The sequence below is a fragment of the Paenibacillus amylolyticus genome (assembly GCF_050990605.1).
Classification (GTDB): Bacteria; Bacillota; Bacilli; order Paenibacillales; family Paenibacillaceae; genus Paenibacillus; species Paenibacillus amylolyticus_H.
In genome coordinates, this window is record NZ_CP158832.1 from 1,391,830 (window position 1) to 1,416,419 (window position 24,590).

The window sequence follows — 24,590 nt, forward strand, 5'->3', positions numbered from 1 at the left end:
TATGTTAGATCTCAAATATGAAAAAAGAAGAGGATGAAATTGAATTTCATATTCATTCACACCTGAAATCAAAATTGCGCATGATGCTGCCAATCCCCTCCCAAAGCGTTCTCTGCCTGACATGATCGTGATAACATTACACTCAACCAGAGCAGAGGCCAATTGACAATCCAACGACAGGAGTGAAACAATATGATGAACATAGCAACGATTGGTACAGGATCCATTGTGGATGGCATTTTGTCCGCGATCAATGAACTGGAAGATGTTACATGTACAGCGATGTACTCCCGGAAGAGAGAAACAGCCCAGGAACTTGCGGGTAAACATGGGGTAAGTACCATCTATAGGGACCTGGAATCCCTATTTTCAGATACAAATGTAGATCTCGTATATATTGCTTCCCCAAACAGCATGCACTACGAACAGGCCTTTTAATACGTATCGCTAATGCTGCCCATGTATAACATGGTATCTTCCCGCGCCTGCTGGTACAGGTAAGGAGTCGATGGTAGCCAGCACGTTCCCTTGTTCTGCAATTGCATGATCCTTCGTCTGCATCGTGGAAGGCATCTGTTGATATTCAAGAGCAAGCTTTAACTGAAAGTCTGGGTACCCCTTGGTACCCAGCTTTTTGCATAGACGAACAATGGTAGATGAGCTTGTATAGGTCTGCTGAGCCAGTTCATGGGCTGTAGAATCAGATCTGACTTTCCGCCAGTTGCTGACGACTATTCCATAGGGTGACGAAACGAAGAAGAACCATACTAATGAGAAGGAGCACGGCTCCAATCATGAGTAACATCCAAGGACTGATCAGCAGCATGCCACTGGCCTGACCAGCGACTAAAGCGATCAGGGGAAGGACAATTAATCCGCCAAGCTGATAGGCTTCCTGGAACCCGCGGACCTTGGCCGAAATCAGTACGTTTAATAAAATGACCATAAGACTGCAAGCGGGAACAACCCACACCACAAGTATGATCCAGTTGAGATTGGGAAACATCAACGTTCCAAACATAGGGTACATCAGAATATTGGCAATGATTCCGTAGATCAGGAACGTGACCCAGGATAATAGAAGGGACGGGATCAGGGCAGCCAATACTTTGCCTTTAAAAAGAGTGTCCATGCTGATTGGTGTGAACAACAATCCTTCGAGTGTCTTGCGTTCCTTCTCACCAGCGAAACTATTGGCCGTCAGAATACTGGAGGCCATCACCGGAATGATGAGAAACAAGGGAGCGAACATATACATGGCCAAATAATAGACAATTCGATGATTATCTGTAGGCATGGAAGCGAGTTGTGGGATCTGTCCGCTATGTGTTAACGCATCTAATGATTCGAGCAGAAAGCTGATATTGCCCAGAGAACGAAGTTCCATTCTGGAGGCCGCCCACAGTAGAGCAGACGGCATGATGATTCCGATAATCAGTGGAACGATTAACATGGGCAACCAGAGCTGAATGCTGGCTGTGACGGACCGAATATCTTTGCGTACCAGTGCACGTATGGCTTGACGGTTATTCATGGTGGTGTGCCTCCCTTATGGCAAAATAGATACTTTCCAGATCACTGCCCGTGATGCGGGCCTGATAGACTTGACCATGCTCCGTTAATTGCCTTAGCAGTAATGGAATATCTTCACGCGATGTAAGCTGAAACGTCGCTTTATGTGCGGAGATTATTTCAGGCGTAAAGTCGGTTGCCGTGTTCCATCCATCGGGCATGTCGGCTTCGACTTCGAGTTTCGGAGTGGACAGGTACCGGCTAACAATCTCCTTTTCCGTGCCTTCCTCAACGATGCGCCCCTTTTCCATGAAAATATAATGATCACAGACGGCTGATAGTTGGGACAGCACGTGGGATGAGACCAGAATTGTCATCTTTTCTTCCTTATTTAACTGACGGATAATGCGCAGCACCATCTGAATTCCATCCGGGTCCAGGCCATTGGTGGGCTCATCCAGAAACAGGATGGAAGGACGATGCAAGAGTACTCGTGCAAGGCCTAAGCGTTTCTTCATGCCTGTGCTATAGGTGCCGACTTTTCGATGCTGATAATCCTGCAACTCGAACAAAGTTACAAGCTCGTCGATTCGTTTCTTGGCATGCTTCAGGCCAAAAACATCTGCAAAGAAAGTCAGATTATCTCGCCCGCTCATATTTTCATATAATCCACTTTGTTCGGTAAGGGTGCCGCACATGGCCAGTACTTTCTTCGCCTCGCGAGCGGCATCCAATCCGTTAATCGTTACCTGTCCACCGGAAGCACCCAAGACCCCATTCATGATGCGGATTAGTGTGGTTTTGCCTGAACCGTTGGGCCCAATCAACCCGGTGACACTGCCTTGTTTAACTGTGAAACTGACATCATGCAGTGCTTGATGCACCTTGAATTGCTTGGATATGTTGCGTACTTCGATCATGTATATTCACCGTCCGATCTGAGTTTGGAGATTATACGTGCGGTAGACTGATATCGTTCAAATGGACGAAAAAAAAAGTTATTTCTCCTTCAATAGTCCCGATTATAGGATGCATATTTACCCTGAAGTCTGTCTGAAATCGGGTCTCAGGTTTGTTTTCACTATGGCTTGTAACATGTATCCTTATTTTAGGGTAGAACATCCGTTTCTATCGATTACATAATGAATTCGTCTAACACATCCATATGAATACATCGTATGGGTACATATTGTGTTTGGACGTAGAGGAAGGTGAGTGAGTCATGACAGCATCCAATGAATATCGTTTTCAAGTGAACCTGAGCGGGATGATCCAGATTTTATCCAACCATCTATATAGCAGTCCTAAGGTGTTCTTGCGTGAACTGATGCAGAATGCGACCGATGCGATCACGGCACGCAAGGAAGTGGAGCCGGGATATCAGGGAGGAGCACGGATCGAGCTGACAGGAACCGGTGATCAATTGACGATGATGGTGGAGGACAACGGGGTTGGTCTGACCGAAGCGGACATCCATGAGTTTCTGGCGATGATTGGACAATCCTCGAAGCGGGGGCAACAGGCACTGCTGGATGGCGAGACATCGTTTATTGGGCGTTTCGGTATTGGTTTGTTGAGTTGTTTCATGGTAAGTCATGAGATCGTCATGCTGACTCAATCGGTGAAGGGCGGCCCTTCGATGGAATGGAGAGGTAAGCCGGATGGTACATATACGATTAGACAGTTGGATACACAATTGTCTCCCGGAACGAAAGTATATCTTCGTTGTACGCCGGATGCAGCACATTATTTTGAAGCGGAGTATGTGAAAGAAGCTTTATTTTATTATGGTGCGTTGTTGCCTTATCCGGTCACGTTGATTCATGATGGGGTGCAATCTGTTGTGAATCAGGATTCTCCGATTTGGTTAACACGTCCGGAGCTGGCCCGTTCTTGCCGAGCGGAAGTGCTTGCTTTTGGTGAACGTCTGCTTGGGGAGAAGTTCCAGGATTTCATCCCGCTGACAACGGCTTCGGGCCGTACGGGAGGCATTGCTTATGTGTTGCCACATGCGGTGAATCTGAATGCCAAGCGTTCTCACCGGGTGTACCTGAAGCGGATGCTGATTTCGGAGAAGGCTGAGAACATTTTGCCAGAGTGGGCGTTCTTCGTGAAATGTTTGATTTGGACAGATGAGCTGCAACCGACGGCATCACGGGAACATTTTTATGAAAATGAGAAGCTGGAGGAAGTTCGCTCCGAGCTCGGAGACGCGCTGCGGTTGGGACTGACCGAAATGGCTGAACAGCAGACTGAACGACTGCAAAAGCTGATTCGTCTGCATGCCCTTTCGATGAAGGCACTGGCCGTTCAGGATCAGGAATTTTATGCGATGATTCATCGCTGGTTGCCCTTTGATACGACGAGAGGACATCGGGAGCTGGGTGAACTGATCGATGAGGGCGAGACGCTGTATTACACCGGATCCATTGATGAATACCGCCAGATTCACCATGTGGCTTCCGCGCAGTCCATGCTGGTCGTTAACGCAGGTTACATTTACGATAAAGAACTGATGGCGATGCTGCCTGTCATAATGAATAATGTAGAGACCGAGCGAATTGAGCCAGATGAAGTATCGATGACATTCACGGATGTTGCACCAGCTGAACGTAACCAGTATTATGATGCGCTGCGTTTGGCAGATTCGGCATTACAACGTTTCCGCTGCCGGGCAGAGGTGAAAGGATTCAAGCCATCAGATCTGCCGGTCTTGTTTACCCTTTCGCAGGAATCATCCACGCTGCGTGCGCTGGAAAAAGCAAGCGAAGAGAGCACAGACTTATTCTCTTCTGTTCTCGGTTCGTTGTCGTCAGGCATTAATTCAGCAGGGTACTCGACGTTGTATCTGAATGTGAACAATCCCATCATTAAACGGGTGTTGACTTCACCAGATAATCAGATGACACCGATTGCTATTGAAATGTTGTATGTTAACGCACTGATGATGGGGCATTACGCCATGAACAAGCAGGAACTTGAAGTGTTGAACCAGGGAATTGTAAGGTTTATTGATTGGGGTTTACGCGCAAATATGAACCATGAGGGAGATGCCTGATGAAGACAGAGATGGATTTTGAAGATTTGATGGAAGAGGCCTATCAACTGCCTAATGGTCCTGCAAAGCTCGGTTTTTTGGAGGAAGCAGCGCGGGTAGCCGATGTGAATGGTATGGTTGAGGAGGCGTACGAAGCACGCTCCGAGATTGTGGATGTAGCCACCTTCTGTGGATATCCGATGAAAGCTTTGATCGCTTTTTCCTGGCAACTTGGCAAGTTTGATCAGCAACCAGAGCTGTATGATGAAGAGACGTTATTGTGGTCTTATAAATGGATTCTCGGCAAAATGCCCGATTTCCCTGAAATCTCACGTGAGAAGATCATGGAGCTGTTGGAGGACTTCGGAGCACGGTTCAAGTCTTATGGTTACAGTGAGCGTTCTTACTGGTACTATCGTTTCCGCATCTTTATGGATTTCGGAGAGCTGGAGGAATCAGGACGCAGCTATGACAAGTTCAGAACATTAGACCGCGACTTCATGAGTGACTGCGAGGCGTGTGAGCAGGATGAGATTATGCGTTATTTTATGTTAAAAGGAGACGATGAGAAGGTGCTGGAAGTGGCCAAGCCTATTCTCAAAGGACGCATGAGCTGTGCGGAGATTCCGCATCTAACGTTGTCGGAAATTCTGATGCCGCTATATCGTCTGGGGCGGACGGAGGAAGCCGATAAATATCAGGTCAAGGGATACCGCTTGATCAAGGGTGAGAATGATTTTGTGCAGAGTTTTTCCGAGCAGATGGAGTATCTTACACTTACGAATCCGGCGAAAGGCATTGATGTGTTGGAAGAAACACTGATGCTCGCAGCCGATCATGAAGATGCTTACGCCAAAATGTTGTATTATGCGAAGGCAGCTCCGTTATTGCGGCGCTGGGCTGAAGAGAAAGAGTCGGAAGGGTATCGCTTGCGTCTGCCAGCTTCCTTCCCGTATGAGGGTGAGCCGGGCGATTTGCTCAAGCTGGCCGATTACTTTGCGGAGCATGCTCAGACCGTTGCAGCCAAGTTTGATCAGCGCAACGGGAACAGCCATGTATCTTCGTTGATCCAATAGAGATGATATAACTCCGTAACATGTAACAGATAGCTATAATAACATAAGGAAAGTAAAAAAACAGGCTTGTTCATGAAGGATCATTCCCTTCTGCACAAGCCTGTTTTTTTCTTGCATCATAAGCATGATATGTCTATCGGTATGAAGATGTTTTATTTCTATTGTGCTGAAGTCGCAGAAGGGACCGTCGCTGGTGATGGAACCGGTGCAGTTTCAGACGTCTCCTCTGCAGCTTCGGCTTGTTCAGCAGGTTCTGCTTGCGGCTGCTGGGCAGCCATCAGTTCAGCGACGATTTGATCTGTTGGTTGGGTAAGCAACGCATACATAATCGCAGCCTCTTCCTGACGAATCAGAGGTTTGCGGGAAAGTAAATCAATGGATCCATCTTCCAGGACTTTTACCTCAGGTCCATGGATACCAAGCTTCGCCATCATCTGAACGGCTGGTACAGCCCATGGGTCCGTATGTCCCGCAAGTTTGACATCCGTGAACAGTTCACTAGGATATTGCAGTTGCAGAATTCTCCATATCATGACCATGGCTTCCTGTCGGATAATGACTTGACCCGGCTTAAACTGCTGTTCGTCCGTGCCCGTAATCATACCCATTTCATATCCGAGTTGGATATATCCGGCTGCTGCATGGTCTGCCCAGTCGGTGCCTGCAGGAGGTGTTGTTTTGCTGGGCTTCAATCCACTCAGTTTAAGTGTATTCTCAATAAATTCAGCACGTGTTACAGCTGATTTCGGTTGGAAAGACTTGTTAGCATCATTCTCATAATATCCAAGAGATTGTATGGCATAGATAGCTTCAGCATAAGGACTGTTCTCACGAACATCCCGGAAGCCCATCGGCTGTTGTCCTTTTTTCTCATAACCCATAGGGTTGAGGTAAGGTTCTTTCATGTAGATGGTTCCATCAGCATTTTTCTTGAATGCTGTGAATTGACCGGTCAATTCATCTTTGAAGAGATGATCTTCCACTTGAATCAGGTTACGTTGCCCCAGAAAAACGTCCGAAATGCTCAGTTGTCCAGGCTCTGTACCGCCATTTTTCAGGGAGCTGACGATCGTGCTAATTCGTAGATCCGCGTACAATCCGGTGAAGCGTTGCAGCTCAGCTGCGGATTGCGGCGTGTATTCCTTGAACTGTACAGGCTCTGCATATTGCGGGAAGAAATTCTGAATGAATGCAGAGTAGAACAGATTACGAAGAGCTCCATTTTGATTATACGTCAGGAAAACGCCTGTATTTTGCTCGGGAATAAGGAAGAGATAAGAACTGAATCCGGTCAGGTCGCCTCCTTTTGTAATGATACTTGGACTACTTCCTGCTCCGGGAAGCTGAAATGCAGCTTCGAATCCATACGTGGTGTTTGGTAACAGTGGATGAATGGAAGAACGGTACTGTTCCATACTTTTCACAGTGGATTCCTTGAGAATACGCTTGTTGTCCTTCACGCCATCATTCAGGAACGCAATCATGAATTTTCCGATATCCTCTGCGGTAGACAACATGCCACCCTGAGGCATTGGTGTTGGAGAGAGGGTGTACAGATCAAGCGGGTTATGTGCAGCATCATAGCCTGTAGCTAGCTGCTTTTGGAACTTTTTGTCCAGCATGAAACTGCTGTTGTCCATGCCTAGGGGTTTGAAGATATGCTGCTGCATATACGATTCAAAGGGCTCTCCGCTAACATTCTCCACAATCATGCCAAGAAGCAAAAAAGAGAAGTTATCGTACATGTAGGCGCTGCCAGGCTCTCGAACGACAGGAGGCATGTGTTGCTGTGCGTAATCCTCCATCGCTATGTACTTGTCGAAATCAGTATGGATGTCTTCCTGCTGCGGGTCTCGGATCTCGAATCCGGTCGTGTGTGTGAGCAGGTTCTCCACAGTTACAGGTTTGTCAAAAGGATTATCGAATTCGAGCCCTTTCACATAGGTCTGAAAATCAGCTTGCAGATCAACCTTGCCTTGTTCGACCAGCTGCATGACGGCTGCTGACGTGAACGTTTTGGAGACAGAGGCTACACGGAAGGCGGTATTTTTCGGATTGATAGGCGTTTTGTTCTCCTGATCAGCATACCCGTATCCTTTTTCAGCCAGAACTTTGCCATCCTTCACAACAACAACGGAGGCTCCCACATAATGGGCTTTTGCCTCAGGTGAATCAAAGAATGAATCGAGAAATGCTGTAGCTGATTCGGTTGTCAGCGCTTTCGTCTTCTCTTGTTCAGCAGCTACTGGAGTCGCAGTCTCCGCCTGAACTGCGGGTATCCACAGACTGAGAGACAGAACGACAGCCATGAAAGCTCCTGTTAGGGAGGTGAACCTGAAACGGGTCTTTCGTTTGGATAAATGCATACAAACACTCCTTCATGAAAATATTTACAAAAAAGTTACTTCCCCATGTATTACTGATTACTCGCACGATAGGTTTCACGATAATAGATTCCGATGTTGGCAATCCAGATCACAGAGAGCATTACAATTGGAAATGGAGCAAAGCTAAAGAGTGCTGAATATAACACCATGGAGACCATGCCGATCCCAAGCAAAATGTTCATCGTCAGGAAAGAACGATAGGCTGCACGGTATACGATCCATTTCTCACCTTCATCCAGTTTCTCAAAGTGATCCTTTTTCATGTTGCGTGAATTCAGATCCAGTGCGCGATCAGGGTAATAGCGATTGTATCGCTTCACAGTCAGTGTTTGCAGTACAACGACGATGATAATAGAGATACACGCAGCAAAGAGATTCAAGAGGTTAAACAGTTCGGGAAAATTCGGCATGTTTCTGTTGGAAGCGTTTAAGGACAGAGCAAGTGCCACCCAGGTAAACGCAACAATAACGCTCAATCCACTGAGGATCATCGCTTTTCCGAGGGAACGATCAGCGGGAGAGGTGAGTGAGTCAGAATCTCCATACACCTCATCTTCCGTTGGAGGCACAGATGGCGTACGAACAAGACTGAGCGTGTTCCACAACATCATAACCACCACTGAAGCAGCCAGTAATGCAAATAAAAGATCATAGTCATAGTAAACGGACAGCGTCCAGTTCAAATTAGATGGAATTTTGTTGATTCCGCTGGCTCCGAGAAAACCGACGACAGCACCACCTGCCGCATACAATGGAAGGCGCATCTTGTTCTTTTTGGACGGGGAAGTTGTTCTGTTCATCTTAATCTCCACCTTTCAATTCAAAAATTTTTTCGACAGGTTCATGAAATACATGGGCTATTTTTAATGCCAGAACGACCGACGGAGAGTAATCTCCACGTTCAATCAGGGCAATGGTTTGTCGGGATGCGCCGATGAGTTTGGCTAGTTCCGCTTGGGATAGTCGGTCTCTGGCTCGTAACTCCCGAACGTGATTGTGCAATTCTTCCACGTGCTCACCTCCATGAAGAAAATGTACATGATATTTAACTAAATGTAAACTATAATATACAAAATGTTAAAAATAATTTACCTGTATGCGTTGAGTTCAGACATGAAAAAGAGAGCCTGCCATGGCTCTCTTAGCTGATTATGTTGTTGCCGAAAAATTGAAATCAGAATGCATCTGCACACGCCAGCTGTTGATTCTGTTCCTCTGCCTTACGAAGTGACATTCGGAAAAAGACGAGCGCTGCAAGCCCCATAAGTACATACAGAACAGCCATTACGTATGAGGGCAGGAAGGCTCCAAAAGTTAACCCGATACTTCCGAGTAGTGCAGCCACGTTATAGCTCAATCCGTCAGCAGCCATGTAGGCAGCCCGGTCCGAATCTGGGATCAAACCGGCTAGCATGACCTGACGAACAGGGGCGTACATCAATTCTCCAATGGTCAGCAATATAGCGGATGATATAAGTAGCCAAGCCCAGTTGCTGAAAGCAAGAACGGCGAAACCTGCGGTATACAGGCACATACCGACAGTCATGATCGCTCGGGACTGGAAGCGGCCCATCCATCTGGAGAATGGGATTGCAACCAATGCAACCAGTACAGTGTTGATGATCATAATCAGGCTGAACATACGCAGACCTGAGATATCTGAGCCGAACAGTTGGGCGGTGAATTCACTTTTTAGACGAACAGCGATGTATTTATCCAACTGAAATTCCAGGGAGACTGCAAGTACAGTAGCCGTGAAAAATATCATGAAACGTTTGTCCTGAAAGACCGCCCGGTACGTTTTCAGTATGTTCCTCTGGATGGGAGCATCGCCACAACCAAACACACGTTTATCCATTGTTTCACGAATCATAAAGATCAAAATAAACAGGGTAGCTAGGCTTTCAAGGCATACCAGACTGAACAATAGGAAACGAAATGATTCGAAAAATAGCCCGCCCATCAGTGCACCAAAAGTTACAGCAACGTTTGTTGTCCAATATTGCAATCCATATACATAATGACGTTCATGTTCACTGCTTACATCAACAATCATGGCATTGGCAATCGGCACGGTGATCCCTGAACTTAGACTGCTGAGCAGAAACATGAGACAAGTGACAGTGATCGAATCCATCCACGGCGAATTGGCGATGGCCAAGCAAAGTAGAGCCACGACCTGCAGAGTTTGAGCAATCACCATTAATTTCTTCCGTCCAATTCGATCAGACCAATATCCTGCCCACAATCCCACAATCATGGAAGCCACAATATTGACAGTCAGCAATAACCCGGCTAAACCTGCGCCAATCTGAATACTCAGATAGATCGCCATGAATGGAATGATGGACTTCTGGGTCAGATCGGTGAAAAAATCAGTAATGATCCGTATCCTGATATTGGAGTGCAAATCGGCGTATTTCATAAGTCGTTCTTCTTCCTTCCCACTGGTCATGTTGATGTTATTGAGTATAATGGAGAAAAACCTGAAGAAAAACTGTATAAGCATCCGGATGGATTTCGTATTTTAGTAGAAGGTAGGGTAGGGCATATATGGACGTATCAGAACATTACATTCAACTGCGATTAAACTTTCCACATGTGAATGATGAACAAGAAGTACATACAACGGTAGGTGAACTCGCTGATTTTTTATGTTGTACCATGCGTAACATGAACCTCATTATGAACAAATTCAAGGAGAACGAATGGGTTAGGTGGAATCCGCAGCGTGGCAGGGGCAAAAAATCGGTGCTGGTATTTTGTGTCCCGTTGCTTGAGGTGGCGCGTGAACGGTTTAACCACCTCCTGAACGGGAACAGGATGGAGGACGCCTATGAACTGGCCGCCACCTTGCCCATTATGATGCGAGAACATCTGATGCAGCAAGTGCAGCATCAATTTGGTCTTCGTTCGAATGAAGGGGACAAAGGGCGAGTGGATACATTGCGGATTCCTCAGAATACACCTTTTAAGACTCTCGACCCAACGCAGACGGGAATCTGGGGAGAAGTTTTCATCATCGCAGAGGTCTTTGATCGTTTGGTTCGTTATAATGCTGAACGCCAAGTCTGCGAGCCAAGTCTGGCCATGGCATGGGAGAGTCATTCGGATGGAAGGGAGTGGACCTTTTATCTGCACAAAGGCATACCTTTTCATCATGGAAGAATACTGGATGCAGAGGACGTGAAGTTTACCTTTGATCGCATTATCTCTGACAAGAGTAACCCGTGCAGGCCTCTGTTTGGGTCCATTGAGAGCATAGAGGCGTATGATCAGTTGACTGTACGTTTTCTGTTAAATAAACCAAACTTCTTGTTCCCGGATCTGATGAGCAGTATGTCTGCATCTATCTTGCCGAGAGATGTGGAGATGAATCCGCTCCATCCGATTGGAACAGGACCTTATCGGTTGACGCGTCATGATTCGAAGTTGCTTGTGCTTGAAGTGTTCCTTGCCTACTTCAGAGGGCGGGCTTATGTGGATCGTGTTGAAGTGTGGCAGCTCCCTCACTCGGCAAAGGTGGAGTCCATCATCAAGCATGATTTATTTCCGGATGCGGAGCCTCGTGCAGTACAGCATGAGATGCAGGGCGGTGTGTATATGACGTTTAATATGCAAAAGGAAGGGCCGCAGCATGATGTGAATTTTCGCCGGGCTGTTCAACAGTTATTGAATGCACAGGAGCTGTCGGAAGCGCTCGGGAGCACAAACACACAGGCTGCTTATAGTCTGATTCGAGGACGAGTGCAGCAACATTCGGAACAACCCGATGGTTCGGTCACACTTGAAACAGTACTTTCCGTCGAGACGTCACTGACGAGGGCCTCAGCATTATTGCGTCGCAGCTCTTACCAAGGGCAGAGTTTAAGTCTGTGGGTGGAGGAAGGAGAGAAGATGGAGGCAGACATGGTCTGGTTTACAGAGAGATGTAAACAGATTGGCGTGCATATTAACATTATGCCGGGAGATCCGGCCCATGCAGTCTATCAAGATGGGTTCGGGGATAGTGATCTGATCTATACAGGAGAAGTTTTCAATGACCATGTCATGCTAAGTCTCGTGACGATGTATACCTTCCAGAACACGTTATTCCTGATTGCGATGAATGATTACTGGAGACATGAACTGGAGCAGGAATGCGGACAAGTAGTCATGATTCAGGAACCTGCGGAGCGGTTGAAAAGATTGATTCAGCTGGAAGATCGACTGATTCGGGAGGCATTGCTTCTGCCCACATACAGCTTCAAGGAAGAACACGCTCATCATGATTCGTTGCGAGATTATCGTCTTGCGGGGTATGGTCTGCCTGATCTGCGCAGATTGTGGGTGAAGAGAAGCCCTGATGCCGTTGAAGAGGATGCGAGTTATCCGGTGTATATTCCGTTGTGGTAGGACTATGGCGAGCGTAGCATTGCCGTATTAACGAACTTCACCGATTGCTTGTCAAACTAGTCCGCATATATCGAACAAGTCCCTCATAACATGTACTAATCAAGTAGGGGTTCTGCTGCAAGCACAATCCTGAAGTGAAAACATGTGCTAAAGGGGATGATGTTATGCGCCGAATATCATGGATGCTTGCCATGGTATTGGTCTTATCGGCCTTACTTGCCGCCTGCGGGAAGAAGGATGCGGCAGCTGTGGTCAAAGATCTGAACGAAGTCGTAGGAGAGATGGAAAGTTACCAGGGGGCAGGCGTGATGACGCTGCATACCGGAGATACGCCGCAGCAGTACAAGGTCGAGGTGTGGCATCAGAAGCCTTCCTATTATCGTATTGCGTTAACCAATGCCAAAAAGGATGTAACTCAGATTGTCCTGCGTAACGATGAAGGCGTGTTTGTTTTGACACCGAGCCAGAACAAAAGCTTCCGTTTTCAAAGCAATTGGCCGGATAATCAAGGACAGGTGTATCTCTATGAAACTTTGATTCGGAGCATTACGGGAGATACAACCCGTCAGTTTGCGGATGAGAAGGAAAGCTATGTATTTGATGTAGCTGCCAATTATAATACACATGCACTCGTCAGACAGAAGATCTGGCTGAACAAATCGGATTACGCACCTAAACAGGTGGAGGTATCCGACTCCAATGCCAATGTGGTGGTCGATGTGAAATTTGACTCCTTCAAATTCGGGACTGAATTTGAAAAAGATGCCTTTGACATGCAACGTAACATGACAGCAGCTTCAGAAGAAGGCGGCAAAACAGGAACGGACTCCGGTGTGACTCCTGTGGAGCAAACCGGGAATGAGGGCGGTAAAGAACCTGCCAATCCTCAGACTGCGCCTGAACCTGACGGAGCTGTCACTGATGGGCAGACGGGTGTAGGTAGTGACACAGAGCAGCAAGGTACAGAAGGTGCTGCAACAGGTCAGGAAGGCGAAGAGCCAACACTCGCAGAACCCGAAGGTTCAGACAGCTTTGGCGTAATTCAGCCGACCTATGTGCCTGAAGGTGTGCAGCTCAAGGATGATCAGATTCTGGAAGAGGCGGGAGACTATTCGGTTATGCTTCGTTATGAAGGAACCTATAATTACACGATATTCGAAGCCAGACCGCAGGATCGAGCCGTATCGCTTGCCCCATCCAGTGTAGTGGATCTGGGATTCACACTGGGGATGATCAGCGGAGATGCGTTGCAGACACTGACATGGATGACAGATGGTATAGAATATCGGATCACTAGTGCAGACCTGCCTCAGAACGAAATGGTACGTATTGCAACATCGATGCAGGAAGAGTCAGGCAAATGATTTTTGAACGAATGAACGAATAGTAGCATAAACATAAGGAATGCTAAGAAGCATCGGAGACCTGTTCTCCGGTGCTTTGCTTTGGTGTAAGACAGGTATTCATCTGGCGCCGTTTTTCTTACTCGATACACTCAATAATGCAAAACGCGCTTCTACGCAGAGGGAACCGGGTAAATAATCGATATAAGCAGAGTTTTGCTGGGGTGGAAAGTGGAATTTTGCCCTGCCAATCTCGCTTATCGGTCTTCTTCTGTGTTCGCATTTGTTCTTCAAACGGCGCACCTTACATCTGTTTTTGAATGCGAAACTTCGGTTCATTTGACAGTCACATGCAGGAGCATTACGATGGAGTCTGACGTGAGCCGGATTAAGATGATTAGAGAAGGTGACTTAACGTGCAAGAACAATATCGGCCGACCCAAGCGGACATCAATTTGGATCATTTGTGTACTAACGTAGAAGCTTTCCGCGAGGCATTGCCTCAGGGCATGAAATTCCTCGCCTGTGTGAAGGCCAATGCCTATGGACACGGAGCGGTGGAGACGGCCAGAGAACTGGAACGAGTGGGTGTGGATTACTTAAGTGTGGCTTTTCTTGACGAAGCTCTGGAACTGCGACAACATGGGATTACGATTCCAATCCTGGTGTTGGGTTATACGCCGCCTGAAGGGATCGCTGTTGCATGGCAACATGATGTGACCGTCACGCTGTTCAGCAGGGAAGTGCTTGACGCTATTCGACATCTGGATGCAAACACATTCGCTAACCAACTGAAGGTTCATATTAAAGTCGACAGCGGCATGGGCCGATTAGGTCTGTTGCCTGGCGATGAGGCATTGGCTTTCATTCAGGAAGTAGACTCGCTCAATCAGGTGATGCTGGAAGGCATGTTTACCCATTTTGCCAGAGCAGATGAAGAAGACAAAACCTATACACTGGAGCAGTATAGACGGTTCCAAAGCGTAGTTCATGCGCTCAGGGATCAGGGATGTTCCATCCCGATTATACATACGGCGAACAGCGCCGCTGCCATTGATACACCGGAATTGTCCTATGACATGGTACGTGTGGGAATAAGTCTGTATGGACTGTATCCTTCGGCTGAAGTGAATCATCAGGTGGTGAAGCTGTCCCCGGTATTGACGCTGAAGACAAAAGCGGTTCTGGTCAAAACACTGCCACCCCATTGGGGGATCAGTTACGGAACCCGTTATTTTACGCAAGGTTACGAACGAATAGCGACCCTGCCGATCGGCTATGCAGACGGATTCTCCAGAATGCTGACAAGTAAAGCACAAGTGCTTGTACGCGGACGCCGCGTCCCTGTCGTGGGTACAATCTGCATGGATCAGTGTATGGTGTCGTTACAATCTTTCGCGGAAGAGGCGGAAGAAATTCAAGTCGGCGAAGAGGTTGTCCTCATCGGTCATCAGTCTGGTGGCGTAATAACCGCAGACGAGGTGGCATCCCAGCTCGGTACGATTGCTTATGAAGTGATCTGCATGATGGCGCACCGCATTCCGCGGGTATATACCCGCGGGGGAGCAGTAGTCGCCAGAATCAATCCACTTTTGACATCCTGACAGGTAAACTGGACGTCATTCCCAATAAACTTTTTTTCAGAACAGAAGGAAAACTGTCGGAGCATCTCGAATGTTGTATGACGGTAAGGATTTAATTCCTGAATTGAGATGTTTGGTCTGTACGAATATTGTTCCCCGTGTTTATAATGGAGTACAGCATACTTGATATACTCGGGGCATATATATTCCTTTGTATAAAAGTTCTGGAAAAACGTAATACTGGTTCACAATGGCGAAAGGTTTGTGGGGGTGGAAGAAAGGTGGCCAACTTGCAGAACACCAAGCGGATCATGATCAGTTTACCTGATTATCTTTTGCAGGAAGTGGATGGCATCGTAGCGCTGGAGAATTCCAACCGCAGCGAATTGATTAGGCAGGCTATGAAGCTGTATTTAACGGAGCGTAAGAAACGTTACATCCGTGAAACGATGCAGCGAGGGTACATGGAGATGGCAAAAATTAATCTGACCATGGCATCCGAAGCCTTTCATGCGGAGGAAGATGCGGACAGCACTCTGGACCGCTTAGTTAGCGGGGTGTAGACATTGATCGTAAAACGTGGTGACGTTTTTTTTGCGGATCTTTCTCCCGTTGTCGGTTCCGAGCAAGGTGGAGTCAGGCCGGTTCTGGTGATCCAGAATGATATCGGCAACCGGTTCAGTCCAACTTGTATTGTGGCGGCGATCACCGCCCAAATCCAGAAGGCAAAGCTGCCAACGCATGTTGAAATTGATGCGGCGGCACACGGCTTTGACCGGGACTCGGTTATTTTGCTCGAACAAATACGGACGATCGATAAGCAGAGGCTGACTGACAAGATTACCCATCTGGACGAGGAGACCATGAAATTGGTCAACGAAGCCTTACAGATCAGCCTTGGTTTAATCGATTTTTAAGGCAGCAACCAGCGTCTAGTACGCTGCCCTGTCGTCCGTTGGCAATGGATGTTCCTGTAAGGGAACACACTGAATTCAGACTGTAACCAAAAGAGCGTATGACATCCTTCGGGCTGTTATGCGCTCTTTTGATTAAAGCTTGATGAAAGCGTAGAACATTGGCGATCTTTTCGCTATAATGAAACCTGAGAAACCGTTTACCCGAAAGACCTATATATAGAGGTGGAGGAGACATATGAGCATTTACATCAATCAAGAGAAACTTCAGTTTCATTTACAGACCCTTGAGGCCAGTTACGTATTTCAGGTACTGCCTTCAGGATATTTGGTTCATTTGTATTATGGCAAAAAATTACGCAATACCGATCTGAGCTGGTTGCATGTACGGACAGAACGAGCGTCCTTTAGCCCTAACCCGGTGCCAGAGGATCGTACGATCTCATTCGATACTCTGCCAGTGGAATTGCCAGTGTATGGCACGAGTGATTTTCGTAATCCGGCAATCCAACTGGAACTTGAGAATGGCTCAACCGTTTCGGAGTTTACGTATACAGGCCATCGACTGGTCAAAGGAAAAGCGGCGCTTACCGGACTGCCAGCAACATACGTTGAATCCGATGACGAAGCAGAGACGCTGGTTATTGAGCTGGAAGACAACGTAGCTGGTATCAAAATAGAGCTTTCCTATACAGCTTTTACGGCATTTAATGCGATTACACGCTCCATGCGTATCGTTAATGAGAGCGCTACCGCAGTGAATGTGGTACGTGCACTCAGTTCTTCTGTTGATTTCCCGCATGCGGATTATGAACTGCTGCAATTGTCAGGGGCTTGGACACGGGAACGCGATATCGTTCGCAGACCGCTTGCGTCAGGCTTGCAAGGGATTGAGAGTCGTCGCGGGTCAAGCAGTCACCAGCAGAATCCATTTATTGCGCTGATGACTCCAGGCACGGACGAAGATCAGGGTGAAGTCTACGGATTCAGTCTCGTTTATAGTGGCAGCTTCACTGCACAGGCCGAAGTGGATCAGTTTCACACCACTCGTGTATCGCTTGGGATCAACCCGTTCGAGTTCAGCTGGAAGCTGGAGCCCCAGGAAGCGTTCCAGACACCTGAGACCGTTATGGTGTATTCGTCTACAGGTTTGGACGGCATGTCACAGTCCTACCACGAATTGTATCGGGAGCGTCTGGCACGTGGCAAATTCCGCAATGCAGAGCGTCCGGTGTTGGTCAATAACTGGGAAGCGACTTACTTTGGTTTCAATGCGGACAAGATTGAACAGATTGCTCAAGCGGGACAGAAGCTGGGTATTGAGCTGTTTGTCTTGGATGATGGTTGGTTTGGACACCGGGACAGTGACAATTCCTCGCTGGGTGACTGGATTGTAGATAAAAACAAATTGCCACAGGGACTGGATGATCTGGCTAATCGCGTAACAGGTCTGGACATGCAGTTCGGACTGTGGTTTGAGCCTGAGATGATCTCGCCAGACAGTGAGTTATATCGTGCGCATCCGGACTGGTGTCTGCATGTGCCTGATCGTCGCCGGACAGAAGGACGTCAACAATTGGTACTCGATTTCTCTCGTCAGGATGTACGTGATGAGATCGTGCGCATGTTAACAGATGTACTTGGTTCTGCACCAATTACTTATGTGAAATGGGATATGAACCGGAATATGACGGAAGTGGGTTCCGCGTTGCTTCCGGCAGACAGACAGCGTGAGACCGCGCATCGTTACATGTTGGGGTTGTATGACGTCATGGAACGTATCACTTCGGCGTTCCCGAATATTCTGTTTGAGAGTTGTTCAGGGGGTGGTGGCCGCTTCGATCCAGGTATGCTCTATTACATGCCACAGACGTGGACAAGTGATAACACGGATGCGATATCCCGTCTGCGGATCCAGTACGGTACCAGTCTTGTGTACCCGGTAAGCTCCATGGGATCACATATCTCAGCGGTACCGAATCATCAGGTGAACCGGATCACTTCTCTTGAGATTCGGGGACATGTTGCGATGTCGGGCAACTTCGGGTATGAGCTGGACCTGACGAAATTCACGGAGGAAGAGAACGACATCGTGAAAGCCCAGGTTGAGCTGTACAAGGAGATTCGTGGAACGGTGCAATATGGAACATTCCGTCGTTTGCTCAGTCCGTTTGAAGGCAATGAGACCGCGTGGATGTTTATTGCACCAGACGGCAGCGAAGCTGTTGTATTCTACTTCCGCGTGCTCTCTGAGCCTAATGCGCCACTTCAGCGCTTGAAGCTGAAAGGATTGGACCCTAATGCGGATTATCGTCTGAAAGGCGGGTCAGAGACCTTTACCGGTGATGCCCTCATGTATGGCGGTATTTCGGTAGGCAGTGCATCAGGAGACTATCTGAGCGAGCTGTTCCGCTTTGAACGCGTCTAGATTGCTATTGTATTTAAAGTTTTAAAAAAGGGAGGACCGAGGAGCGTCGTGATGACGTTTTTCGGTCTTTTTTTGCCGTAATGGGGAAGGCTGGAGGATGACATCATTCTGTCAGAACTTGTATGGTTGCGGATTGATGGAAATCTGGACGTGATTTTGTGATAATATAGGGTAGAGTGGAAGAAACAAATGGTTCAACAATACTGTAATTACAGCAGCAAAGCTGCCCTGAAATGATTGTAACGAACGATTCAGATTCAGGAAGGAAAGAGGGATTTATTTTGTCTGAACAGGAAACGGTTCTGGAACCCAATGAAGAAACAATAAAGGCAGAACGCCATGAACGAATCATCAAACAGGTAGCCAAGGAACTGTCACTGTCCTTGAAGCAGGTCCGCACAACGTCGGAGCTTCTGGACGAAGGCAATACGATTCCATTTATCGCCCGCTACCGTAAAGAAATGACTGGAGAGCTGGATGAGAACCAGCTGCGATCGATTGAAGAACGCATTGTTTATCTGCGCAATCTTGAGGATCGCAAATTGGAAGTCATCCGTATTATAGAGGAACAGGGCAAGCTGACCGGAGAACTGAAGAACTCCATTACCCAGGCTGTGAAGCTGCAGGAAGTGGAAGACTTGTATCGTCCGTTCCGTCAGAAGCGGAAAACACGTGCCAGCGTGGCTAAGGAAAAAGGTCTTGAACCCCTTGCTGTATGGATCTGGGGTCAACCGAAGCAAGGCGATGCACTCCAGGAAGCTGCGAAATATATCAACGCTGAACTGGGTGTAGAAGATGCGGAGTCGGCACTTCAGGGAGCGAAAGACATTCTCGCGGAGAATATCGCAGACGATGCTGCCATTCGTGCCTGGATTCGTCGGTACACCTTGGATCACGGCATGTTGACTTCCGAAGCGAAGGATGCTCAAGAGGAGTCCGTGTACGAAAATTATTATGATTACCGCGAACTAGCCAAAAAGATGCCTCCACACCGTATTCTCGCGATTAATCGTGGTGAACGGGAGAATATTCTGAAAGTCGGTCTCGAAGTACAGGCAGAGCCGGCCCATCGCCACATGGAAGGACAGATCATTCGTGGTGCTTCTGCTGTACAGGATGTCCTGCGTGCTGTAATTGAAGATGCCTACAAGCGGCTTATTGCGCCTTCCATCGAGCGTGAAGTTCGTGGAGAACTCACGGAAAAAGGTGAAAATCAGGCCATATCGGTATTCTCGGCCAATCTGCGTAACCTGCTGCTTCAGCCGCCGATTCATGGCAAACGTGTACTGGGTGTCGATCCTGCCTATCGTACCGGTTGTAAACTGGCTGTCGTGGATGATACGGGCAAGCTACTGGAAGTGGCTGTGACCTACCCAACGCCACCACACAACAAGAAACGTGAAGCTGCGGAAGTATTCCATCGGATGATCAAGCAATATGATATCGGACTGATCGTCATTGGTAATGGTACCGGATCACGTGAAACGGAGCAGTTTGTTGCCGAGATCATTCAGGAGAACGGTGATGAAAGTCTGGTGTATCTGATTGTTAACGAAGCTGGAGCTAGTGTCTATTCTGCATCCAAGCTGGCCCAGGACGAATTCCCGGACCTCGATGTAGCTGAGCGCAGTGCGGCTTCGATTGCTCGCCGGGTGCAAGATCCGCTGGCTGAGTTGGTTAAGATTGATCCAAAAGCCATTGGTGTGGGGCAATATCAGCATGACGTTTCCCAGAAGGTTCTGGAAGAAAGCCTGAAGGCTGTCGTCGAATCCGCAGTTAACCATGTAGGTGTGGACGTGAATACGGCTTCACCATCGTTGCTGTCATATGTTGCCGGAGTTAACGCTACGATTGCCAAAAACATTGTGAAGTATCGTGAAGAGAATGGCCGGTTCACGAACCGCCGCCAGCTTCAGAAGGTGCCACGTCTGGGTGCCAAAACTTATGAGCAGTGCGTAGGGTTTATGCGGATCGGTGAGGGTGAGAACCCACTGGATCGTACACCGATTCACCCAGAGTCCTACAAGGTTGTGGATCAGCTGTTCAAGGAGCTTCAGGTTGCGCTGGACAAGCTGGGCAGCAAGGAACTGTCGGTATTACTGTCAGAGCAGCAGCCAGAGGAACTGGCTGTGAAACTGGACGTAGGTGTGCCTACTTTGCGTGACATTCTGGACAGCTTGCAGCGTCCGGGGCGTGATCCACGTGAAGAGATGCCATTGCCAATCTTCCGTACGGATGTATTGAAAATTGAGGATCTGGTGGAAGGCATGGAGCTTCAAGGTACAGTTCGGAACGTCATTGATTTTGGTGCCTTTGTTGATATTGGAATTAAGAGTGATGGGCTTGTCCATATCTCACAGCTCAGCAACGGATATGTTAAACATCCGATGGATGTTGTATCTGTCGGGGATAATGTAACGGTCTGGGTAATGAATGTGGATACCAAAAAAGGCCGTGTCGGCCTTACGATGAAGAAGCCTGCTTCTGCGCAACAGTCTTCTTAAGTAATAGAATTGGAGAACAGCCTTCCCTGACCAGGAAGGCTGTTTGTTGTCGACAGTAATAGTCCCGTTGTCCGTTCTGATTTCTCTAATAAGTACGGTGGGAATAATGTGCATTCTCTTAAAGTGCATGTTCAAAAGGCCATCCTTCGTAATCCAAAGCAGACATTTACGAGCAACCTTTTAAAGTTCGTTCTCCGCGCTGCGTGGTGTGCCATTTGCAGGTTTGTTGCGATAAAAGAACCAGCATTCGTTCAGCAACTTGATTTGCCGGCTGTCCTTTTTGTGAAATGCACGCATCAGTTGATTGCAAAGCCATTGAGGCAAGGGTATCTCCTCCTCTTGCATAATTCATCTGTACGTTAGCATATGTGGCAATAGCCTGGACTGTGCGGGATAAGTGGAGGCCTCCGGCAAATCAATATCTCAATTCACACAAAAAAGCACAAATCCCAATTCAGGGAGAAGTGCTTTTTGTTCTCATCATTATAAAATGATAATTGCGGTGAATTAGAGAGCTTCCATCTCTTCTTCATACCATTGTTCCAATTGGGCCTGGAGAGCCCGGATTTCAGTAAGCAGAGAAATCAAAGGATAATGGCTTTCACGTAGTGCTGCAAAAGATTCTTCAAGCGCATTGATATAATCAAGGCCGCCGATGATGGTAAGATTTTCGTTCAGGAGATCGAGGCTGTCACATTCGGCGATCGCCCAAGGCAGGACAGGGACATCTGCTGCCGTGAGTTTCTCAATTTCCTTGTGCAGGCGCAGGTTGAGCGCACTGAGTTGATAGGCGTAATCTGCCGGCATTTCCACGAACTGCAATTGTTGTTCCTGCTGCAGGATGACATAGCGCATTGTAGGCATAGCGAGTAATAATCTCCCCTCATACATTCTACTTGACAGTGTAGCCTACGAAACGGTTAAAATTCAAGTATTATGCCGGAAAAACAAATGCTCCGAGGGGGTGCAAAGGAGAGGATACCGATGGAAAATGAGGAATTGCAACAATGGATTGAACAGGTATCACTGGATCATTTCGGAGTACCGTTCACCCATGAAGCGTTGTTTAACAGTCGCCTGACCACGACGGGTGGACGTTATATGCTCAAAAGTCACCGGATTGAGATCAATCCGCATCAACTCGAAGCCTACGGACGAGATGAGGTTGAAAAAATCATCAAGCATGAGCTGTGTCACTATCATCTGCATATTCGTGGGCGCGGCTATCAGCATCGTGATCCGGAATTCAAGGCCTTATTGCAGAAGGTAGGTGGCTCGCGTTACTGCCAATCGCTTCCTGGCGGCAAAGGTAGAAAGCCGCTGCCATATCGTTATAAGCTGGTGTGCAAGAGCTGTGGTACGGAATATTTGCGCAAGCGGAAAATAGATCCGAAGCGTTATCTTTGTGGCCGTTGCGCGGGAAAACTGGGCCTTCTGAATATCTGATGTGTGTATCGTTCAATGTATTAAAGAAAGTGATGGAAGGCATGTTGACTTGGATTATTAATCATGATAAATTAATCTTATTCAAGTTAATTTTCCCTGATAGCTCAGTTGGTAGAGCACTCGACTGTTAATCGAGTTGTCACAGGTTCGAGCCCTGTTCGGGGAGCCATTTCTTGGAGAGATACCCAAGTGGCTATAAGGGGACCCTCTGCTAAGGGGTTAGACTGCGTAAGCGGTGCGAGGGTTCGAATCCCTCTCTCTCCGTTCTGTAATAACTTCTCTGCAAAGGGATGAGAACCCTAAAGGTTCGTCGGAGCATAAGCTTCGTTAGCAATACTTCGCAGTCTCGAACGAAGTGAGAGTACCCCTCTCTCTCCGTTCTGTAATAACAATAAAATCCTCTTCACATTTGACCGGATAACGGTCAAGTGTGAAGAGGATTTTTTGCGTTTACTGATCTTTGGTTATCCCTCGTGTACGCTTCCGCTTAAAGTGAAATGCCCAACACCTCGTATAAACCTTTCTTGCCTGCTTCCGTTACTTCGACAGAGCGCCTTCCTGTTTTTTGACGAATCCAGTCCAGTTCCGATAATCGATGTCTGAGTTGTTCCCCAAGCATACCTGAGAGATGGTGACGGCGTTCGCTCCAATCCAGACATTTACGAGCGATGGCCCGGCGTGACCCCGGTTTCACTTGAAGTTCAATTCCGAACGTGTTGAACCACTGCATTCCTTTCTCTGTAACTTGATAATCCTTGCTTAGTGCTTCTTCGGGCTCTTCAAGATAACCCTTCTGTATTAAGGCTTCACAGAGCGAGATTCCCAATTTCCCGGCCAGATGATCATAACAGGTCCGTGCATAACTCAGTTGTTGAAGCTGATTGGATTGTTTGAGAGAGCGGATCTGTACAGGCGGAGCAATACTGGCCATGCTTTCAATCAGATTAGCAATTTCTTTGTTTGCAAGACGGTAGTATCGGTGGCGCCCTTGCTGTTCAACTTCCAACAATCCTCCCTCTACGAGTTTGGCTAGATGGCTGCTTGCCGTCTGGGGCGTGACGCCTGCCATATGAGCAAGCTCACCTGCGGGCAACGCACGGCCATCCAGTAAGGATGACAGAAAAATAGCGCGGCTTGGATCAGCGATTAACGACGCAATAACAGTAATATTCGGATATACATTCATACTTCGATCATATCTGAACTATTACTGTATTACAATCCAGTTGTATCGTCCCAGATGGGTCAGATTGAGCTTATAAATCATTGGAATTGGAACAGGAGAGGTACAGGATGAAAAAAATAACGAAACAGGACTTTGCTACAGAGCAGTTGTCCGAGCGTCCAGCAGTGATTCAACATGAAACGATTAATCCAAGTATTTTATATTATGGTACGCCCGTATTGTTGCTAAGCACATTAAATGAGGATGGGTCAACCAATCTGTCTCCACTGTCTTCATCTTGGGCGCTGGGGGACTGTCTGGTGCTGGGTATAGGTACACAGGGCAAAGCCTATGAAAATCTGAGTCGACATCCGGAGTGTGTGATTAATTTGCCGGATGCATCTATATGGAAACAGGTTGAAGCATTGGGTCGTTATACGGGAGTTAACCCGGTTCCTGAGGAGAAAAGGCAGATGGGCTATGAATATTGTCATGATAAATTCACTGTAGCTGGACTGACATCTGAATGCTCGGTTCAGGTGGCACCAGATAAAATAGTTGAATGTCCACTCCAGATTGAAGCGGCTGTACAACACATACGTATTCCCGAACATACACCGTTCATGGCGATTGTTGAAGTGAAAGCGTTGAAGGTGCACGCGCACACCAGGCTAATATCTGGACCGAACAAGATTAATCCAGAGGAATGGCATCCGCTGATATATAATTTCAGACATTATTACGGATTGGGAGAGAGACAAGGGAGCAATTTTAGGTCAGAGAATTGACCTGAGTGGAAG

At 47.5% G+C, this 24,590-nt stretch carries 22 protein-coding genes and 2 tRNA genes; 14 read left to right on the forward strand and 10 right to left on the reverse strand.

The features are described from left to right. Nucleotides 1-192 precede the first annotated feature (192 nt). Nucleotides 193-438: a Gfo/Idh/MocA family protein gene (locus ABTV53_RS06165; protein ID WP_433751660.1), complete on the forward strand. Its 246-nt coding sequence runs from the start codon at nt 193-195 to the stop codon at nt 436-438. Nucleotides 439-447: 9 nt separating this feature from the next. Here the strand turns inward: ABTV53_RS06165 and ABTV53_RS06170 are convergent, their stop codons facing one another. Genes ABTV53_RS06170 through ABTV53_RS06180 form a run of 3 tightly spaced genes read right to left on the reverse strand, consistent with a single transcriptional unit; the run spans nt 448 to nt 2,432 of the window. Further along, on the reverse strand, nt 448-792 hold the full coding sequence (locus ABTV53_RS06170; protein ID WP_433751662.1) for a MurR/RpiR family transcriptional regulator: 345 nt from the start codon (nt 790-792) through the stop codon (nt 448-450). Continuing rightward, nucleotides 701-1,534 carry an ABC transporter permease subunit gene (locus ABTV53_RS06175; RefSeq protein WP_433751664.1) on the reverse strand — a complete coding sequence of 278 codons (834 nt, stop codon included), beginning with the start codon at nt 1,532-1,534 and terminating at the stop codon, nt 701-703. The genes ABTV53_RS06170 and ABTV53_RS06175 overlap by 92 nt, the downstream gene beginning before the upstream one ends. Beyond that, complete coding sequence (locus tag ABTV53_RS06180) at nt 1,527-2,432, reverse strand: ABC transporter ATP-binding protein (protein ID WP_433751665.1); 906 nt, start codon at nt 2,430-2,432, stop codon at nt 1,527-1,529. Before ABTV53_RS06180 ends, ABTV53_RS06175 begins: the two co-directional genes overlap by 8 nt. Before the next feature lie 302 nt (nt 2,433-2,734). Between ABTV53_RS06180 and ABTV53_RS06185 the strand changes: the two genes are divergently transcribed. Together ABTV53_RS06185 and ABTV53_RS06190 are read left to right on the forward strand one after the other, a co-directional pair. Further along, entirely contained in the window at nt 2,735-4,570 is a 1,836-nt protein-coding gene (locus tag ABTV53_RS06185) for an HSP90 family protein (protein WP_433751667.1), read from the forward strand. Next, nucleotides 4,570-5,625: a hypothetical protein gene (locus ABTV53_RS06190; RefSeq protein ID WP_433751669.1), complete on the forward strand. Its 1,056-nt coding sequence runs from the start codon at nt 4,570-4,572 to the stop codon at nt 5,623-5,625. The genes ABTV53_RS06185 and ABTV53_RS06190 overlap by 1 nt, the downstream gene beginning before the upstream one ends. A 158-nt stretch (nt 5,626-5,783) precedes the next feature. On the opposite strand, the gene ABTV53_RS06195 is transcribed toward ABTV53_RS06190, so the two are convergent. The 4 genes from ABTV53_RS06195 to ABTV53_RS06210 all read right to left on the reverse strand — a co-directional run bounded on the left by ABTV53_RS06195 (nt 5,784) and on the right by ABTV53_RS06210 (nt 10,437). Further along, complete coding sequence (locus ABTV53_RS06195) at nt 5,784-7,934, reverse strand: serine hydrolase (RefSeq protein ID WP_433751671.1); 2,151 nt, start codon at nt 7,932-7,934, stop codon at nt 5,784-5,786. A gap of 107 nt (nt 7,935-8,041) precedes the next feature. Further along, nucleotides 8,042-8,812 (reverse strand): DUF3169 family protein, encoded by a 771-nt coding sequence (locus tag ABTV53_RS06200; protein ID WP_433751673.1) that lies wholly within the window; start codon nt 8,810-8,812, stop codon nt 8,042-8,044. 1 nt (nt 8,813) lies between these two features. Then, nucleotides 8,814-9,023 carry a helix-turn-helix transcriptional regulator gene (locus tag ABTV53_RS06205; protein ID WP_433751674.1) on the reverse strand — a complete coding sequence of 70 codons (210 nt, stop codon included), beginning with the start codon at nt 9,021-9,023 and terminating at the stop codon, nt 8,814-8,816. Nucleotides 9,024-9,186: 163 nt separating this feature from the next. Then, nucleotides 9,187-10,437: an MDR family MFS transporter gene (locus ABTV53_RS06210; RefSeq protein WP_433751676.1), complete on the reverse strand. Its 1,251-nt coding sequence runs from the start codon at nt 10,435-10,437 to the stop codon at nt 9,187-9,189. A gap of 128 nt (nt 10,438-10,565) precedes the next feature. Between ABTV53_RS06210 and ABTV53_RS06215 the strand changes: the two genes are divergently transcribed. The 7 genes from ABTV53_RS06215 to ABTV53_RS06245 all read left to right on the forward strand — a co-directional run bounded on the left by ABTV53_RS06215 (nt 10,566) and on the right by ABTV53_RS06245 (nt 21,179). Further along, the gene (locus ABTV53_RS06215) at nt 10,566-12,407 is read left to right on the forward strand and encodes an ABC transporter substrate-binding protein (protein ID WP_433751678.1); all 1,842 of its coding nucleotides are present in this window, start codon (nt 10,566-10,568) and stop codon (nt 12,405-12,407) included. Nucleotides 12,408-12,571: 164 nt separating this feature from the next. Then, nucleotides 12,572-13,771 carry a DUF4367 domain-containing protein gene (locus ABTV53_RS06220; RefSeq protein ID WP_433751679.1) on the forward strand — a complete coding sequence of 400 codons (1,200 nt, stop codon included), beginning with the start codon at nt 12,572-12,574 and terminating at the stop codon, nt 13,769-13,771. A 395-nt stretch (nt 13,772-14,166) separates the two neighbouring features. Then, on the forward strand, nt 14,167-15,354 hold the full coding sequence (gene alr / locus ABTV53_RS06225) for an alanine racemase (protein ID WP_433751680.1): 1,188 nt from the start codon (nt 14,167-14,169) through the stop codon (nt 15,352-15,354). A gap of 260 nt (nt 15,355-15,614) precedes the next feature. After that, a complete protein-coding gene (locus tag ABTV53_RS06230) occupies nt 15,615-15,896 on the forward strand; it encodes a CopG family ribbon-helix-helix protein (RefSeq protein ID WP_017690037.1) in 282 nt (93 codons plus the stop codon). A 3-nt stretch (nt 15,897-15,899) separates the two neighbouring features. Further along, nucleotides 15,900-16,250 carry a type II toxin-antitoxin system PemK/MazF family toxin gene (locus ABTV53_RS06235; protein WP_024630714.1) on the forward strand — a complete coding sequence of 117 codons (351 nt, stop codon included), beginning with the start codon at nt 15,900-15,902 and terminating at the stop codon, nt 16,248-16,250. Between the two features lie 235 nt (nt 16,251-16,485). Continuing rightward, nucleotides 16,486-18,675: an alpha-galactosidase gene (locus ABTV53_RS06240; protein ID WP_433751682.1), complete on the forward strand. Its 2,190-nt coding sequence runs from the start codon at nt 16,486-16,488 to the stop codon at nt 18,673-18,675. Nucleotides 18,676-18,956: 281 nt separating this feature from the next. Next, nucleotides 18,957-21,179: a Tex family protein gene (locus tag ABTV53_RS06245; protein ID WP_433751683.1), complete on the forward strand. Its 2,223-nt coding sequence runs from the start codon at nt 18,957-18,959 to the stop codon at nt 21,177-21,179. 180 nt (nt 21,180-21,359) lie between these two features. On the opposite strand, the gene cmpA is transcribed toward ABTV53_RS06245, so the two are convergent. Together cmpA and ABTV53_RS06255 are read right to left on the reverse strand one after the other, a co-directional pair. After that, nucleotides 21,360-21,503 (reverse strand): cortex morphogenetic protein CmpA, encoded by a 144-nt coding sequence (cmpA, locus tag ABTV53_RS06250; RefSeq protein ID WP_017690033.1) that lies wholly within the window; start codon nt 21,501-21,503, stop codon nt 21,360-21,362. A gap of 183 nt (nt 21,504-21,686) precedes the next feature. Continuing rightward, on the reverse strand, nt 21,687-22,043 hold the full coding sequence (locus ABTV53_RS06255; protein WP_433751684.1) for a hydrolase/acyltransferase: 357 nt from the start codon (nt 22,041-22,043) through the stop codon (nt 21,687-21,689). 120 nt (nt 22,044-22,163) lie between these two features. Between ABTV53_RS06255 and ABTV53_RS06260 the strand changes: the two genes are divergently transcribed. The 3 genes from ABTV53_RS06260 (at nt 22,164) to ABTV53_RS06270 (ending at nt 22,889) form a co-directional block, all read left to right on the forward strand. Next, nucleotides 22,164-22,625: a SprT family protein gene (locus ABTV53_RS06260; protein ID WP_433751686.1), complete on the forward strand. Its 462-nt coding sequence runs from the start codon at nt 22,164-22,166 to the stop codon at nt 22,623-22,625. 93 nt (nt 22,626-22,718) lie between these two features. Further along, a tRNA-Asn gene (locus ABTV53_RS06265) sits at nt 22,719-22,794 on the forward strand. Nucleotides 22,795-22,800: 6 nt separating this feature from the next. After that, nucleotides 22,801-22,889 (forward strand) — tRNA-Ser (locus tag ABTV53_RS06270). Nucleotides 22,890-23,112: 223 nt separating this feature from the next. On the opposite strand, the gene ABTV53_RS06275 is transcribed toward ABTV53_RS06270, so the two are convergent. Beyond that, a complete protein-coding gene (locus ABTV53_RS06275; RefSeq protein ID WP_433751688.1) occupies nt 23,113-23,811 on the reverse strand; it encodes an ArsR/SmtB family transcription factor in 699 nt (232 codons plus the stop codon). A 107-nt stretch (nt 23,812-23,918) separates the two neighbouring features. Between ABTV53_RS06275 and ABTV53_RS06280 the strand changes: the two genes are divergently transcribed. Continuing rightward, nucleotides 23,919-24,578, forward strand: coding sequence for a flavin reductase family protein (locus tag ABTV53_RS06280; protein ID WP_433751690.1), 660 nt, complete (start codon nt 23,919-23,921; stop codon nt 24,576-24,578). The last annotated feature ends 12 nt before the right edge of the window (nt 24,579-24,590 follow it).